This window comes from Microbaculum marinisediminis, assembly GCF_025397915.1.
GTDB lineage: Bacteria > Pseudomonadota > Alphaproteobacteria > Rhizobiales > Tepidamorphaceae > Microbaculum > Microbaculum marinisediminis.
In genome coordinates, this window is record NZ_JALIDZ010000012.1 from 30707 (window position 1) to 46546 (window position 15840).

The following is a 15840-nucleotide window of genomic DNA, read 5'->3' on the forward strand; positions in this document are numbered from 1 at the left end:
GGAATATGCTTTATTTATCCGCGATCATCGCACTGATTTCAGCTTCCGCGACCAACGCACCATCGACGCGGGCTTCGGCCGCATACTTCCAGATCGTGCGGCGATTGCGGATCTTGCGAACATGGTAATGGACGACATCACCGGGAACGACGGGCTTTCGGAACTTGCACTTGTCGATGGTCATGAAATAGACGAGCTTCGGCTGCCCCGACGCGTACCGTAAAATACACACAGCACCGGCCGTCTGCGCCATTCCCTCGACGAGCAAGATTCCCGGCATCACCGGCCGATCCGGGAAATGACCGGTGAAATGCGGCTCATTGATGGTCACGTTCTTGATGCCGACACAGGATTCGTCACTGTCGATGTCGACGATCCGGTCTACCATCAAGAAAGGATAGCGATGCGGCAATAGCTCCAGAAGCCGCAAGATATCAAGCGACTCGAGCGTTTGCTGGTCAGTCATGCTCGCGCTCATGTCCATTTCCGTCTGCCTTCTCCTGCGGCCGTCGCTCCGCGATATAGTCGTGAGCGAGCTTTTGAAGCGCCGCAACCTCTTTCAGCCATACGCGCGCCGGTCTGGCGGGAACCCCGCCGTAACGGCCCCCCGGCGCCAGATCCTCCTTTACGGCGCTGAGCGTCGCTACCTGCGCGCCATCGCCGATCGTGACGTGATTCATGACTCCGGCCTGCCCGCCAATCGCAACGAAATCACCCAAGGTGGCGCTTCCGGCGATTCCGACCTGGGAAACGATGACGCAGTGCCGACCGATGACAACGTTATGGCCTATCTGGACCATGTTGTCGATCTTGGTCCCCTCGCCGATCACGGTGTCGCGCAGGGCGCCCCGGTCGATCGTCGTATTGGCTCCGACCTCCACATCGTCCTGAATGATGACGCGGCCGATCTGGGGAATTTTCGCGTGCCCCTTGGCGCTCATCGCGAATCCGAAACCGTCCTGACCGATCCGCACGCCCGGGTGAAAGATGACCCGGTCCCCAACCAGCGCATGAAGCACGGTCGCGGCCGGTCCGATCGAGCAATCCCGCCCGATCTGCACCCGTCTGCCGATGACGCTACCCGCGAGCACGCGCGTCCCGCGGCCGATCCGCGCCTCTGCACCGACGATCGCGCCGGGTTCTACGACGGCCCCCACGTCCACGATCGCGGTCGGATGGACACTGTCGCCCGCCGGTGCATCGTCCCAGACCCGCGCCGGGCGCGCCGCATCCGGATAGAAGCGCCGAACGATCTCGTTGAATGCCACCGAAGGGTTCGTGACCACCAAGGCAGCGCAGCCCGCAGGCACCTGCTCGGCGCTGCGCCGGGCCACGACACAGGCGCGCGCGCCGGTCGCCGCCAGATCGGCCGCGTATTTCGGGTTGTCGAAAAAGGAGATCTGCGTCGGCCCGGCGAGTTGCAGTGTCGCGACGTCCTCGACGACACGGTCCCCGTCGCCGGCCTCGATCTGACCATCGATCCAGCCTGCGATCTCACTCAGCGAAAACGGGCCGGCCCGCTCGAAGAAACGAACATCATCCATTTCGGGAAACTACCCCAACCCGGGCATACTTTATACAGACCAGAAAGCAGGGGCTTTCCAGCCGGATCGCAAAGACATGTCTGGCCCCGCGGCCCGTTGCCGGATCAGACCGGTCACCGGAGATTGCAGCAAATCCATCGGACCGGGTGAAAATGGAGAGGCCGGCATGACGCCGGCCCCAACCGTCAGAACTGCTTGCCCGCGCCGAAGCGGAAGATCTGCGTGTTGTCGTAGTCTTCCTTCAACACGGCGTAGCCCAGATCCGCGCGCAGCGGACCGAACGGCGAGTCCCACAGCAGGCTGAAGCCAACCGAAGCGCGCGGCTCCGTGTCGTCGACATAGCAGCCATTGGCCCCACCCGGCACCACGCCCGTCCAGCCGCCCGGGTTCACCGAGGAACATTCCGCTAGCGTCAGGGTCAGCTGCCGGCCACCCGGCTGGGTGATCATCAGCGGCCCGGTGTCGCCGACATCGAACAGGATGCCCGCATCGGCGAAGAACGCGCCACGGAAACCGAACTCGTCCGGAACGAACGGAATCGGGAACTGAACCTCGGCCGTCGCCGCGGCGTACACCTTGCCGCCGAGCGCGTCGCGCTGGCCGCCCGGGGTCAGGTCGCGCGGACCGTAACCCGAGGTATCGAAGCCGCGGATCGTCTCACCGCCCTTGAAATAGGTGTCGGTGACGGGGATGTCGTACCCACCCCAGCCGTTCATGACACCGCCCGTCAACTTGACGAGGCCCACGACCTCCGGCGCCATCTCCTTGTAGTAGCGCGCCTCGGCGTCCGAACGCAGGTACTTCGCATCGCCGCCTGCGCCAGCCAGATCCTGCGAGAACCGCAGGTACAGGCCGTCATGCGGACGTGTGAAGCTGTCGAGCGTCGAATAGACCAGGTCGTAACCGAAGACGGAGTAGAGCCGCTTGCCCTGCGCCGCGTTGATCGCGATCGAGGCTTCCGGCGCGAAGACATCCGCGATGCCGTCGCCGTTCGTGTCGCCGCCGTTCGGGAACCGGTAGATCGGGCCGCCCGGAGTGGCACGCGCGGGAACGCCGCAGGTCTGCATGGCGAGCGAGGCGGCCGTATTCGGCCCGCAGCCGTCCATCAGATAGGAGTTCGTCTGGATATCCGACTGATAGATCCGGTAACGGCCCTGGAACGACGTCTCCTGGTTCAGCTGGAAGCCGAGACGGGCGCCGCCACCGGCTGCCATGGCCTTATAGGACGACGTGTCGGTGTAATCGAGGTCGCGATAGAAGACGTCGATACCTGCCGCCAGACGCCGCCCCAGGAAGAACGGCTCGGTAAAGCTGAAATCGAAGGCCTGCTTGCGCTCGCCAATCGAGCCACCGATCGTCAGGATCTGACCGCGGCCGAGCAGGTTGCGCTCGGTGATGGACAGGTCCGCAACGAAACCGTCGCGCGTGGAGTAGCCGCCACCGACAGAGATCTCACCCGTCGGCTGCTCGACCACGTCGACATTGACCACGATGCGATCCGGCGCGGAGCCCTGGGCCCGGCTGATGTTGACCGACTTGAAGTACCGCAGATCCTCAAGCCGACGCTTGGCCCGATCGATCATCACGGCATTGAAGGCATCGCCCTCGGCGAAATCGAACTCGCGACGGATCACCCGGTCGAGAGTCCGCGTATTGCCGCGGATGTTGATGCGCTCGATGTAGACGCGCGGCCCTTCCTCGACGACATAGGTGAGGTTGATCGTCTTGTTCTCGTAATCCCGGTCGCCGCGCGGACGCACCTGGGCGAACGCATAGCCGGAGTTGGCGAGCTCAAGCGTCATGTCCTCGAGCGTGCTCTCGACGAGATCGGCGTTGTAGGTGTCCCCGGCGCGCGTCTTGATGATGCCGCGCAGCGATTCCGGATCGACGTCACGCACATAGGCCTGAACGTCTACGACGCCGAAATCGTACTTGTCCCCCTCGTCGACCGTGACGGTGATGTAAAAGGCGTTGCGCTCGCGATCGAGCTCGGCGACCGCCGAAATGACGCGGAAATCGGCATACCCGTGCTTGAGATAGAAGCGGCGAAGCAGCTCCTGATCCGCCTGCAGACGCTCCGGATCGTAAACGTCCGTCGCCTTCAGCCAGCTAAGCCAGTTGCGCTGCGTCGTTGTCATAACGTCGCGCAGCGTGTCGTCGCCGTAGGCGCGATTGCCGATGAAATTGATCCCGACGACACTGGTCTTGTCGCCTTCATCGATCTCGAAAACCAGATTCGCGCGGTTGTCCGGCAAATCAATCACTTTCGGCACGACCTGCGCACCGAAACGGCCGGAGCGACGATAGATCTCCAGGATCCGCTGCGTGTCGCCCTCGATCTTCGCGCGGGTCAGAACGGACCGCGGCTGCGACTCGATCTCCGAGAGCAGAACCTCGTCCTTGACCTTCTTGTTGCCCTCGAACGACACGATATTGACGATCGGGTTCTCGACAACCTTCACCACGAGCGTGCTGCCGCGCATGGTCAGGCTCACGTCGGCGAACAGCCCCGTGGCGAACAGGGTCTTCAGCGAGTCGTCCGCGCCATAGGCGCTGTAGGACTGCCCCGGCTGTATCGAAACATAGGACTTGATCGTCTCGGCATCGACGCGGCGATTGCCTTCGACCTCGATCGTCCGGACAGTCTGCGCCTGAGCCGACGCGACACCGAACCATTCACCCCCTTGCGGGGCCGACATCAGGGCCACCGACACGACAACCAGGCCAGCACCACGCTTTAGAAACCGCACAATTGAATTCATCGGGTTGTCGATCCTTAGATCCCTCTGACCTTCTTGTTCTGCGCGCTTTCCACGCACACTACCAGCGGGGCGCTGAGCGAATCCGCCCATCCCGTCGCGTTTGTAACGGCTTTTAACTGATATGAAAACAGGCATTCAGCCGCCCCACCGACTCCTGTTCAAAGCGTTGCACGGGGGCAACGACTGCCTACAAACGACCGGCGATATTGACGATATCGTTCCACGTCGCGAACAGCATTAGCATTAGCACCATAGCCAATCCGAGCCGGAACCCGATATCGATCGCCCGCTCCGACAAAGGACGCCCACGCACGGCCTCTATGCCGTAAAAAAGCAGATGTCCCCCGTCGAGCATTGGTATCGGTATCAGATTCAGGAAGCCGATTGAAATGGATAAAACCGCCGTGAGGTTCATAAGTGCAAGAAAGCCAAGTTTGGCGACCTCGCCGGACATTTCCGCGATCCGGATCGGACCGCTAAGCTGGTCCGCGGACTCGCGGCCCACTATGATGCCGACCAAATAGTTTACGGTCCGTTCAATGACGAACCAGGTCTCCTTGGTGCCTTCCCAGATGGCGCCCGGCACGGAATACCGCACCTGCATAATCTCGTCGGGTTGAGCGCTGCGCTGAATTCCAAGCAGCCCGATCCGGTGCTTGTTGCCGAACCGGTCCTCGACCTCACGCAAATCGGGCGTTGCCGTCAGGGTCACCCTCTCGCCGCCGCGATCCACCTCGAATTCGAGCGGAACATCTGCGCTGACGCTGACGATGCGCTGCATGTCCGAGAAGCTCTCGATCGGCTCGCCCGATATCGAGATAATCGTATCGCCAGGTTCGAAACCCGCCGTTGCGGCCGCGGAATCCGGGGCAATGGCATCGACCTGCGGCGGCGTCACGAACTTGCCGACGGTCGCAAAGACCGTGGCAAAGATAACGATTGCGAGGATGAAGTTGGCGAACGGCCCCGCCGCGACGATCGCCGCCCGCTGTCCGATCGACTTGAAGTGGAAGCTGCCGCGCCGCTCCTCTTCTGTCATAGCGGCAAGCGCCTCGGGATCGGCGGAGCTCGCGACGGAATCGTCGCCGTAGAACTTCACATATCCACCGAGCGGGATCCATGACAGCCGCCAGCGCGTTCCGTGCTTGTCGTAGAATCCGCCGATTTCGAGTCCGAATCCGATCGAGAACGTCTCGATCTTTACGCCACACCAGCGCGCCACGAGAAAATGGCCGAGTTCGTGGAAGAACACGACGATCGTAAGAACGAACAGGAACGGCAGCACATAGGAAATGGCGCCGCCGCCGAACGCTCCCAAAGTATCGAGAAAACCCATCAGAATTCCTTCCGCCGGCTTCGTCAAACCGCCCGGTCGAGCCGCTCGGGGATTACGGCATGCGCGACATCGCGCGCCCAGCGATCAATTTCAAGCGCATCCTCGAGCGAGGCCGGTTCGCCCGCGCCTTCAAGTATCTGCTTCTCCAGAACATCCTCGACGATCTGGGATATATCGGGAAAGCGAATTCTATTTTGAAGAAATAAATTAACCGCGATTTCGTTGGCAGCGTTAAGAACGGTCGCCGCCCCGCCACCGGATTCCATGGCCCCGATCGCAAGCCTCAGAGCCGGAAACCGCTCGAGATCGGGCTTTTCAAAGGTCAGTTTGCCCAACGCCGCAAGATCGAGGCGCGGCGTCGGCGCTTCGATCCGGTCCGGCCAGGCCAGACTATAGGCGATCGGCGTACGCATGTCCGGTTCCGAAAGCTGCGCGACCACCGATCCATCCCGATAGGCGACGAAACCGTGCACGATGCTCTCCGGGTGGACGAGGACGTCCAGGCATTCCGGCGCGATATCGAACAGATGGTGGGCCTCGATCAGCTCCAGCCCCTTGTTCATCATCGTCGCGGAATCGACCGAAATCTTCGCCCCCATGGACCAGTTCGGATGGCGTACCGCTTCCTCCGGGCGGGCGTCCGTCAGGCGATCGACCGGCCATGTCCGGAAGGGACCGCCGGAGGCCGTCAGCGTCACCCGTTCGATATTCTTCGTTTGCGCGGGATCGAGCGCCTGGAAGATCGCGCTGTGCTCGGAGTCTACGGGAAGAATACACGCGCCGGATTGGCGCGCGGCGTTCATGAAAAGCGCCCCCGCCGACACGAGGCATTCTTTGTTGGCGAGCAGAATCGTGGCGCCGCGCCGCACCGCGGCAAGCGTCGGCGCCAGCCCCGCGGCACCAACGATCGCGGCCATAACCCGGTCCGCGGGGCGCGTCGCCGCCTCGACCAGCGCCTCCGGCCCTGCTCCGGCTTCGATTCCGCTTCCCGCCAATGCGGCCTTCAGATCCGCGTAGGCGTCCGGGTCGGCGACCACGGCGAACGTCGCGCCATGCTTCCTGGCCAGATCCGCGAGCGCGACCGCGTTGCGGTTAGCCGTCACCGCCTCGACGGAATACCGATCGGGCACGCGGCCGATCAGATCGAGCGTATTGAGCCCGATCGAGCCGGTGGCGCCGAGTATGCTGATCCGTTGTGGGGCGTTCGAAGTTGTCATCGCTCTTCCGGCGCACCCTACCATACCAACACTCCCGCACCAGCCGCATCGGGGCCGGACCGCAGGATTCCGAGCGCCGCCGCGAGGACGGCCACCACGACGAGGCCGTCGATCCGGTCCATCAATCCGCCATGCCCGGGAATGAGGCGACTGGAATCCTTGACGTCGTATCGCCTCTTGAAGGCCGATTCCCCGAGATCGCCAAGCTGGGACGCAATCGACAGGAGGGCTGCAAGCCAGATCGGCGCGGCAATGCCATATGCCGCAACCTGAAAGAACAGCCAGCTCGCGCCAATCGCCGCCGCAAGCCCGCCGATGAACCCGGCCCAGGTCTTCTTCGGCGACAGGCGCGGGGCGAGCTTTGGACCACCAATCAGGCGGCCGAACACATAGCCGCCGATATCCGTCGCCCAAACCAGCACCAAGAGCCAGATGACGGCAACAAGGCCAAAATCGGGATCGGAGCGTAGCGCGACCAGCGCGATCCCGGGCAATCCGCCGTAAAGCACGCCGAGCCACAGAGCCGAAGCCGGACCGTCGCCCCTCGCCTTCGCCTGCGCGAGGCCAGCGCCCGCGCCAAGCACGAGGAAGGCGGCGAGCACGAATCCACTCGCGAACCCGATCACCGCGACCGCGGCCGCAGCCCCGCCGATGACGGCAGCCGCGTCGACATAACGCGAGCGGCTGATGCCGCTCCATTCCGATACCAGGATCGCCGATGCCAGGGCGGCCAGCATCACGAACGCCCAGCCGCCGAACCAGACCGCCCCGAGGACGACGGGCGCAAGCACGGCCGCCGACAGGACGCGCATGCCGAGGTCGCCCGCACGGCCGCTCGGCGGGGGGCCCGACAAACCGGACGGCTGGGTCATGTTACGATCCCGTGTGCGCCACGAGCCCGCCGAACCGGCGTTCGCGCGTGCGGTACTCCTCGATGGCCGACATCAAGGCGTCCCGCCCGAAGTCGGGCCAGAACAGGGGCAGGAACACGAACTCGGTATAGGCACACTGCCACAGAAGGAAATTGCTGATCCTCTGTTCGCCGCTCGTCCGGATAAGCAGATCCGGATCGGGAACGCCGGCGGTATCGAGAAAGGCCTCGAACTGCGCTTCGTCGATCGCGGCCGCGTCGAGGGTCCCCGACGCCACGGCCTCGGCGATTCCGCGCGTCGCCCGCAGGATCTCGTCACGGGCGCCGTAGTTGAAGGCGACGACGAGCGTAAGGCCTTCGTTGTCCCGGGTCAGGTCCTCCGCCTCGATCAGCAGGGCATGGATATCGGATTCCAGATCGTCGCGCCGGCCGATCACCTTCACCCGGACCCCGTTGTGGTGGAGCTCGGCCAGGTCCTTGCGGATGAAGCGGCGCAGCAGCGCCATCAGGTCCAGGACCTCGGATTGCGGCCGCGACCAGTTCTCCGAACTGAAACTGTAGATTGTGAGGTATCGGATACCGATCTCACCCGCCGCCCGCACCGTGCGCCGGAGCGCTTCCACGCCGGCCCTGTGCCCCTGCGCGCGCGGCAACCCTCGCTGCGCCGCCCAGCGCCCGTTCCCGTCCATTATGATGGCGACATGTTCGGGCACGTCTGACGTCTGGCTGCCGCCGGGCTTTGCAGTGGCCTTCGCTTCCATTCCTTGCACCGCCCTGGACGATTGCGGAGTGACCTTAGACTTGCAGGACTTCCTGTTCCTTGGCAGCCAACGTCTCGTCAATCTCGGCGATCGTCGAATCGGTCAGCTTCTGAACGGAATCGGCATGCTGGCGATGCTCGTCCTGGCTCATCTCGTGGTCTTTCTCCAGACGCTTGAGATGTTCCATTCCGTCCCTACGCACGTGGCGAACGGCAATACGGGCGTTCTCCGCATATTTGTGCGCAACTTTGACAATCTCCTGGCGCCGCTCGGCGTTCAGCTCCGGAATGGGAATCCGCAGATTCTGCCCGTCCATGACCGGATTTAGCCCGAGATCGGCCTCTCGTATCGCCCTGTCGACGGCGCCAACCAGCGTCTTGTCCCACACGTTGACGGAAATCATGCGCGGTTCCGGAACGCTGACCGTGGCGACCTGGTTGATCGGCATCGGCGACCCATAGGCCTCGACCGTCACCGGCTCAAGGATAATGATCGAGGCACGGCCGGTCCGCAGCCCGGAGAACTCGGTCTTGAGAACGCTGACCGCGCCCTGCATTCGCCGTTTCAGGTCCGCAAGATCGAAACTGCCGTCCATGATGCGTCTCCCGCCCGTCAACCGGGCCGATTCGTTCGGATATATCGGGTTGCCCGATGATGAAATGATACGTCAGCCGCTGACAAGGGTCGCGCGCCCCGTACCCGCAAGCACCGCGTCCAGCGAGCCCGTTTCATTAATGTCGAATACGATTATCGGGATCGCGTTGTCGCGGGCAAGAGCGAATGCGGCGGTATCCATAACCTTCAGGTCGCGGTTCAGCGCCTCCGCGAATGTCAGCGTGTCAAAACGCCTCGCCCCCGGATTGGTTCGGGGATCCGCTTCATAAATGCCGTCGACCTGCGTCCCCTTGAGCAGGGCGTCGCAGTTCAGTTCCGCGGCACGTAACGCCGCGGCCGAATCCGTCGTGAAGAACGGGTTCCCGGTGCCGGCCGCACAGATGACGATCTCGCCCGCATCAAGGCATTCGAGCGCACGGGCCCGGGTGTAGGTCCCGCATAGCGCCTCCATCGGGATCGCAGACAGGGCCCGCCCCTTGCCGCCCGCCTCGTCGATCGCGCCGGCCAGTGCAATCGCATTCATCACCGTGGCGAGCATTCCGATGTGATCGGCACGTGCGCGGTCCATCCCGCGCGCCGCGCCTGCGACACCGCGAAAGAGGTTGCCACCGCCCACGACGATCGCGATCTGAGTGCCGCCCCGCGCTGCGGCGACGGCTTCGCCGGCGATCCGCCCAAGGACGCCCACGTCTATGCCGAAAGCCCCCTCGCCCATCAGGGCCTCGCCCGAGACCTTGAGCAGGACGCGTTTGAATTTGGGAGCTTCCGGCATGGGAGGCGAACCGCCTTAGAGCTGCGCTTTAGCCACGTGCTGCCGCGGCAACCTCGGCGGCGAAATCGGCTTCTTCCTTCTCGATGCCTTCGCCGAGAGCGAAGCGCTCGAAACCGACAACCTTGATCGGCGCGCCGACATCGGCTTCCGCGGTCTTCACCGCCTTCTCGACGGTGTTGTCCGGATCGATGACGAACGCTTGCTTCAGAAGCACGGATTCCTCGTAGAACTTGCGGATGCGCCCTTCGACCATCTTCTCGACGATCTCGTCCGGCTTGCCGGATTCCTTGGCCTGCTCGCGATAGACCGCACGCTCGCGCTCGACCACCGTGGCGTCGACACCATCGACGTCGACGGCGAGCGGATTGGTTGCCGCGACATGCATCGCGATCTGCTTGCCTAGCGTGGCGAGCTTGTCCTTGTCGCCGGCGGACTCGAGCGCGACCAGCACGCCGATACGGCCAACGCTCGGCCCGGTGGCCGAATGGATGTAGGAGGCAACGGCGCCCGGCGTCACTTCGAAACCGGCACTACGGCGCAGTGACATGTTCTCGCCGATCTGGCCGACCATCTCCTGGACGTGGTCTGCGACGGTCTTGTCGGTGCCCGGAAAGGTCGCCTGCGAGAGCGCCGCGAAATCGCCGCCGACCGACAGCGCGACATCGGCGATCTTGCGAACCATCTCCTGGAACAGATCGTTGCGCGCAACGAAGTCGGTCTCGGCGTTGACCTCGACGACAACGCCCTTGTTGCCGTCGCCGGCAACGGCGACCAGGCCTTCGGCGGCCACGCGGCCGGCCTTCTTGGCGGCCTTGGACAGCCCCTTGGCCCGCAGCCAATCGACAGCCGCTTCCATGTCGCCGTCGGTCTCGGCCAGAGCCGCCTTGCAATCCATCATGCCGGCGCCGGTCTGGTCGCGCAGCTCCTTCACCATGCTCGCGGTGATGTTAGCCATATTGGCCTCCTGAACTTTTTGACGTCAACGCGGCCGGCCGGGCCGACCGCGCGCGTGATTTCATGACTGCAACGCAGTCGTCTTACTCGGCTTCGCCTTCGGCAAGACGACGGGCCTGATCGATCCAGCCGTCACGCGTGATACGGCCGTGCAGCGTCAGCTCCTCGTCGATCTTCTGGATGTCGTCCTCTCCCAGCGCAACGATCTGCCAATAGTGGAAGACGCCCATGTCGTTGAGCTTCTGCTCGAGCACCGGACCAACACCGGAGATCTTCTTCAGATCGTCCGGGGCACCGCGCGGGGCGGCCAGCAGTTCGAAGGTCGGCGCAGCCACTTCCGGCACGACGATCGTTTCCTCGGTGGCCGGCTTCGCCTCTGCGACCACCTCTTCCGCCTTGGGCTGGTCCTTCGGCTTCGGCGCTTCTGCCAACGCGGGCTCGATCACGGGCTCTTCGGACGCTCCGACATCGACGCCCATGTCGCCCTGCCCACGCGAAATACCGTCGATCGCCGCACGTGCGACCATATCGCAGTAGAAATTGATGGCGCGGCCGGCGTCGTCGTTGCCCGGCACCGGATAAGAGATGCCGTCGGGATCACAGTTCGAATCGACAATCGCGGCGACCGGGATGCCGAGACGGCGCGCTTCCTTGATCGCGATCGATTCCTTGTTGGTATCGATCACGAACAGCATGTCGGGCTGGCCGCCCATGTCCTTGATACCGCCGAGAGACCGTTCCAGCTTCTCGCGCTCACGGGTCAGCTTGAGGCGCTCCTTCTTCGTCAGCGCCATGGCCTCGCCGGAATCGCCGAGCAACTCCTCGAGCTTGCGCAGCCGCTGGATCGAATGGGAAATGGTCTTCCAGTTGGTCAACGTGCCGCCGAGCCAGCGCGCATTGACGTAGTACTGGGCGCTGCGGCGCGCCGCATCCGCAACTGCCTCGGACGCCTGGCGCTTGGTGCCGACGAACAAGACACGACCGCCGCCGGCGACCGTGTCGCTCACCGCCTGCAGCATGTGGTGCAGCATCGGCACCGTCTGGGCGAGATCGAGGATGTGAATATTGTTGCGTTCGCCGAAGATGTACGACGCCATCTTCGGGTTCCAGCGGTGGCTCTGATGTCCGAAATGAACGCCCGCTTCCAGAAGCTGACGCATGGTAAAGGTGGGCAGAGTCATGGCCCTTTGGTCTCCATATCCGGTTGATCCTCCGCGGGCAGGAGCCGGAACCTTCGGTCCCGACACCGGACTGCGCGGCCACGACGAGGCGGCACGCGCGGAATTGCCCGCGTGTGTGATGGGCGCCTTATATGGGGTCTTCGGCCCGGATTCAAGCGCTTACGGGAAAGGAGCGAACGCGCGCGGCGTTCACGGCAGTCCTCAGAATTCGTGCACGTCGACGACGCCGGGAGCGGCCCGGATCGCCGCGGTAACCTGTGGTGCGACCCGGTAGCGATTGGGCAGGCGGATCTCCACCTCCGAGCGCGGTTCATCGACCATCACGACGATCGAGACCTCGCCGTCGCCGGCCTCGCCTAGGCGCTTGGCGACGCTGTCGACCGAGGCCTTGCCGCGCACGAAGATGCGGATGCCGCCGGTGACGGTCTCGGCGATATCGTCGAGCTTGCGCAGTGACTGCAACCGGACCCGCTGCATGTCGCCGAACTGGTCGACCTGGACCAGCGCCTCGATGCAGGTGCCCGGCTCCAGTATCGGCCGCGCCTCGGCGAGCAGCTCCGAAAAGGCGACCGCCTCCACCTGGCCGGTCGGGTCCGACAGGGTGATGATGCCCATACGGCTGCCGTTGCGCGTGCGGGTTTCCGATTTCGAGCCGATGAAACCGGCGAGCCGCCCCGCGGTCGCCCCGCGGCGCATCGCCTCCTCGAACTCGGCGATCGGCTGGACACGACGCCGCTCCAGCACCGCCTTGTAGCCGTCGAGCGGATGACCGGACAGAAACATGCCGATGGAATCGTATTCGCGGGTCAGCCGGTCTGCCGGCAGCCACGGATCGATATCGGGCAGAGGCAGCGGTTCGGGCTTGCCGCCCCCGAACAGCTCCGACTGGCCGTTGATTCGGGCATCCTCGCTGCGCGCCGCCGTCGACAGGATCATCTCGACGCCTTTGGCCACCCGCGCGCGGTTCTTGTCCAGCTCGTCGAAGGCACCGGCCGCCGTCAGACTTTCCAGCGCGCGCTTATTGACGAAACGCGGACTGATGCGGTGCGCGAAATCGGCAAGATCGCTGAACGGCCTGGAACCGCGCAACTCCACGATGTGCTCGACCGCCTGCCGGCCCACATTGCGCAGGGCGGCGAGCGAATAGCGGATTACCCCGTTCTCCACCGAGAAATCGGCCTGCGACTTGTTCACCGAGGGTGGCGCGATGTCGATCCCCATCCGGGCCGCCTCACGGCGGAACAAATTGAGCTTGTCGGCATTGCCCATGTCGAGCGTCATTGAGGCGGCGAGGAACTCGGTCGGATAGTTCGCCTTCAGATAGGCGGTCTGATAGGCGACGAGCGCATAGGCCGCCGCGTGCGACTTGTTGAAGCCGTAGTCGGCGAACTTCGCCAGGAGTTCGAAGATGTACTCGGCCTGATGGCTCTCGACGCCATGCTCAACCGCGCCGTCGACGAAGCGCTTGCGCTGCTTCTCCATCTCGGCACGGATCTTCTTGCCCATCGCCCGGCGTAGCAGGTCGGCTTCGCCGAGCGAGTAGCCGGCGAGCTCCTGGGCGATCTGCATCACCTGTTCCTGGTAGATGATGACGCCGAAGGTTTCCTTCAGGATCGGCTCGATCTTGGGATGAATGTAGTCCGGCGTTTCGCGACCGTGCTTGCGGTCGTTGTAGGTCGGGATATTGGCCATCGGTCCCGGCCGGTAGAGCGCGACCAGCGCCACGATGTCTTCGAAGCGGTCCGGCTTCATCCCGAGAATGGCCGAGCGCATGCCGCCCGATTCCAGCTGGAACACGCCGACCGTCTCGCCGCGCGACAGCATCTCGTAAGTTTTTTTGTCGTCTAGCGGCAATGCATCCAGATCAATCTCGATGCCGCGCTGCGCCGCCAGATGGATGGTGACATCCAAGATCGTCAGGGTCTTGAGGCCGAGGAAGTCGAACTTCACCAGACCCGCCGCTTCCGTCCACTTCATGTTGAACTGGGTCGCCGGCATCGCCGAGCGCGGGTCCTTGTAGAGAGGGACCAGCTGGTCGAGCGGACGGTCGCCGATGACGACGCCGGCGGCATGCGTCGAGGCATGCCGGAAGAGACCTTCGAGCTTCAGTGCGATATCGAGCAGCCGGCCGATCGCGGCATCCTCGTCCCGTGCCTGCTGCAGCCGCGGCTCGCCGGCGATGGCATCGGCCAGCTTCACCGGGTTGGCCGGGTTGGCCGGAATCATCTTCGACAGCTGATCGGCGCGGCCATAGGGGATTCCGAGCACGCGCGCGACGTCGCGCACCACGGCACGCGCCTGCAGCGTTCCGAAGGTGATGATCTGGGCGACCTGGTCGTGGCCGTACTTGTCCTGCACATAGCCGATCACCCGGTCGCGGCCGTTCGGACAGAAGTCGATGTCGAAGTCCGGCATCGACACGCGTTCGGGGTTGAGGAAGCGCTCGAACAGCAGGCCGAACCGGATCGGATCGAGATCGGTGATGGTCAGCGTCCAGGCGACCAGCGAACCGGCACCCGACCCACGGCCCGGCCCGACCGGGATGTCGTGCGCCTTCGCCCATTTGATGAAATCGGAAACGATCAGGAAGTAGCCGGCATAGGCCATGCGCTCGATGACGCCGAGCTCGAAGGCGAGCCTTTCGCGATACGTCTCCGCGTCCATGCCCGGCGCGGTGCCGTGCATATCGAGCCGCCGTTCCAGGCCCTCTTCGGCCTGCCGGCGAAGCTCGGCCGCCTCGTCGACCGCCGCCCCCTCCCCGTCACCGACGGTGAAGCGCGGCAGGATCGGGTTGCGCGTCGTCGGCCGGTAGCTGCACCGCTCGGCGATTTCGACCGACGACCGGAGCGCTTCGGGCAGATCGGCGAACAGCGCCATCATCTCGGCGCGCGACTTCATGTAGTGATCCGGCGTCAGCTGTCGCCGGTCTGGATCGGCGACCATGCGGCCTTCGGCGATACAGATCAGCGCGTCGTGCGCCTCGAAGTCCTCCCGCACGGCAAAGAACGGCTGGTTGGTGGCAACGAGCGGCAGATCGAGATCATAGGCGAGATCCACCAGCGTCGGCTCGACCGCCCGCTCCGAATCGATACCGTGCCGTTGCAGCTCGACATAAAGGGACTTCGGAAACAGCGCCGCCAGCCGCTCGAGTACCTCGCGCGCCACGTCGCCGTTGCGCTGAGCTATTTGCCGGTCGATGGGCCCCTCCGGGCCGCCGGTCAGCGCGATCAGGCCGTCCGTCCGCCCCGACAGGAGCGCCTCGGGAATGCTCACGTCCCCCGGTCCGTCGCCGTCGATCCAGGCGCGCGAGACCAGATGCATGAGATTGCCGTAGCCGGTCTCGTCGCGCGCGATCAGCACCAGCGACGGCAGCGGCGCCTTGCGCACGCCGCGATTGCCTTTCTCCTCGAGACCGAAATCAACGGCGAGCGTTACCCCGATGATGGGCTGGATTCCGGCTCCGGCCGCCTTCTCGGAAAATTCCAGGGCCCCGAACAGGCTGTTGCGATCGGCGATGCCGAGTGCCGGCATCGCGTCCTTGCCGGCAAGATCGATCAGTCGCGCAATGGGCAGCGCGCCTTCGAGCAACGAAAAGGCCGAATGGGATCTGAGATGAACGAAGCCCGGCATAGAGGTCTCCCCGGCCGATTGTACCGGCCGTTACCGCCACCATACAGACCCTCTCGATTCGCGCCGCCCGGCCTTTGATCAAATCCGCACACCACTGTGGACAATCCCCCGCCCACAGACCGTTCGGCGATCAGCCCGCGCCGACAGCGAGTCCCGCCCAGACGAAGACCGACTGCGCGAATGCAACAACTGCGAAA

12 protein-coding genes are annotated in these 15840 nt (G+C 64.1%); all 12 read right to left on the bottom strand.

The window, feature by feature from the left end; all coding sequences use genetic code 11:
* Positions 1 to 10: 10 nt before the first annotated feature.
* Positions 11 to 484 carry a 3-hydroxyacyl-ACP dehydratase FabZ gene (fabZ, locus tag MUB46_RS21100; RefSeq protein WP_425256298.1) on the bottom strand — a complete coding sequence of 158 codons (474 nt, stop codon included), beginning with the start codon at positions 482 to 484 and terminating at the stop codon, positions 11 to 13.
* Complete coding sequence (gene lpxD, locus MUB46_RS21105) at positions 459 to 1544, bottom strand: UDP-3-O-(3-hydroxymyristoyl)glucosamine N-acyltransferase (protein ID WP_261617955.1); 1086 nt, start codon at positions 1542 to 1544, stop codon at positions 459 to 461. The genes fabZ and lpxD overlap by 26 nt, the downstream gene beginning before the upstream one ends.
* A 185-nt stretch (positions 1545 to 1729) precedes the next feature.
* On the bottom strand, positions 1730 to 4306 hold the full coding sequence (gene bamA / locus MUB46_RS21110) for an outer membrane protein assembly factor BamA (RefSeq protein ID WP_261617956.1): 2577 nt from the start codon (positions 4304 to 4306) through the stop codon (positions 1730 to 1732).
* A gap of 187 nt (positions 4307 to 4493) precedes the next feature.
* Positions 4494 to 5642 (bottom strand): RIP metalloprotease RseP, encoded by a 1149-nt coding sequence (rseP, locus tag MUB46_RS21115; protein WP_261617957.1) that lies wholly within the window; start codon positions 5640 to 5642, stop codon positions 4494 to 4496.
* A gap of 23 nt (positions 5643 to 5665) precedes the next feature.
* Positions 5666 to 6883: a 1-deoxy-D-xylulose-5-phosphate reductoisomerase gene (locus MUB46_RS21120; protein WP_425256299.1), complete on the bottom strand. Its 1218-nt coding sequence runs from the start codon at positions 6881 to 6883 to the stop codon at positions 5666 to 5668.
* On the bottom strand, positions 6877 to 7731 hold the full coding sequence (locus tag MUB46_RS21125; RefSeq protein WP_261617959.1) for a phosphatidate cytidylyltransferase: 855 nt from the start codon (positions 7729 to 7731) through the stop codon (positions 6877 to 6879). Before MUB46_RS21125 ends, MUB46_RS21120 begins: the two co-directional genes overlap by 7 nt.
* Before the next feature lies 1 nt (position 7732).
* Entirely contained in the window at positions 7733 to 8491 is a 759-nt protein-coding gene (locus MUB46_RS21130; protein WP_261617960.1) for an isoprenyl transferase, read from the bottom strand.
* 34 nt (positions 8492 to 8525) lie between these two features.
* Positions 8526 to 9086 (bottom strand): ribosome recycling factor, encoded by a 561-nt coding sequence (frr, locus tag MUB46_RS21135; RefSeq protein WP_261617961.1) that lies wholly within the window; start codon positions 9084 to 9086, stop codon positions 8526 to 8528.
* Positions 9087 to 9158: 72 nt separating this feature from the next.
* Positions 9159 to 9878 (bottom strand): UMP kinase, encoded by a 720-nt coding sequence (gene pyrH / locus MUB46_RS21140; RefSeq protein WP_261617962.1) that lies wholly within the window; start codon positions 9876 to 9878, stop codon positions 9159 to 9161.
* Between the two features lie 28 nt (positions 9879 to 9906).
* Positions 9907 to 10833 carry a translation elongation factor Ts gene (tsf, locus tag MUB46_RS21145; protein ID WP_261617963.1) on the bottom strand — a complete coding sequence of 309 codons (927 nt, stop codon included), beginning with the start codon at positions 10831 to 10833 and terminating at the stop codon, positions 9907 to 9909.
* A gap of 82 nt (positions 10834 to 10915) precedes the next feature.
* On the bottom strand, positions 10916 to 12013 hold the full coding sequence (locus tag MUB46_RS21150; RefSeq protein ID WP_261617964.1) for a 30S ribosomal protein S2: 1098 nt from the start codon (positions 12011 to 12013) through the stop codon (positions 10916 to 10918).
* Positions 12014 to 12214: 201 nt separating this feature from the next.
* Positions 12215 to 15643 (bottom strand): DNA polymerase III subunit alpha, encoded by a 3429-nt coding sequence (gene dnaE, locus MUB46_RS21155; RefSeq protein WP_261617965.1) that lies wholly within the window; start codon positions 15641 to 15643, stop codon positions 12215 to 12217.
* Positions 15644 to 15840: the final 197 nt, after the last annotated feature.

Bases quoted from the DNA above. Each gene is read 5' to 3' on its own strand.
- frr (WP_261617961.1), bottom strand. From the start codon at position 9,086: ATGGACGGCAGTTTCGATCTTGCGGACCTGAAACGGCGAATGCAGGGC.
- MUB46_RS21120 (WP_425256299.1), bottom strand. From the start codon at position 6,883: ATGGTAGGGTGCGCCGGAAGAGCGATGACAACTTCGAACGCCCCACAA.
- tsf (WP_261617963.1), bottom strand. From the start codon at position 10,833: ATGGCTAACATCACCGCGAGCATGGTGAAGGAGCTGCGCGACCAGACC.
- MUB46_RS21150 (WP_261617964.1), bottom strand. From the start codon at position 12,013: ATGACTCTGCCCACCTTTACCATGCGTCAGCTTCTGGAAGCGGGCGTT.
- lpxD (WP_261617955.1), bottom strand. From the start codon at position 1,544: ATGGATGATGTTCGTTTCTTCGAGCGGGCCGGCCCGTTTTCGCTGAGT.
- fabZ (WP_425256298.1), bottom strand. From the start codon at position 484: ATGGACATGAGCGCGAGCATGACTGACCAGCAAACGCTCGAGTCGCTT.
- MUB46_RS21130 (WP_261617960.1), bottom strand. From the start codon at position 8,491: ATGGAAGCGAAGGCCACTGCAAAGCCCGGCGGCAGCCAGACGTCAGAC.
- MUB46_RS21125 (WP_261617959.1), bottom strand. From the start codon at position 7,731: ATGACCCAGCCGTCCGGTTTGTCGGGCCCCCCGCCGAGCGGCCGTGCG.
- bamA (WP_261617956.1), bottom strand. From the start codon at position 4,306: ATGAATTCAATTGTGCGGTTTCTAAAGCGTGGTGCTGGCCTGGTTGTC.
- dnaE (WP_261617965.1), bottom strand. From the start codon at position 15,643: ATGCCGGGCTTCGTTCATCTCAGATCCCATTCGGCCTTTTCGTTGCTC.
- pyrH (WP_261617962.1), bottom strand. From the start codon at position 9,878: ATGCCGGAAGCTCCCAAATTCAAACGCGTCCTGCTCAAGGTCTCGGGC.
- rseP (WP_261617957.1), bottom strand. From the start codon at position 5,642: ATGGGTTTTCTCGATACTTTGGGAGCGTTCGGCGGCGGCGCCATTTCC.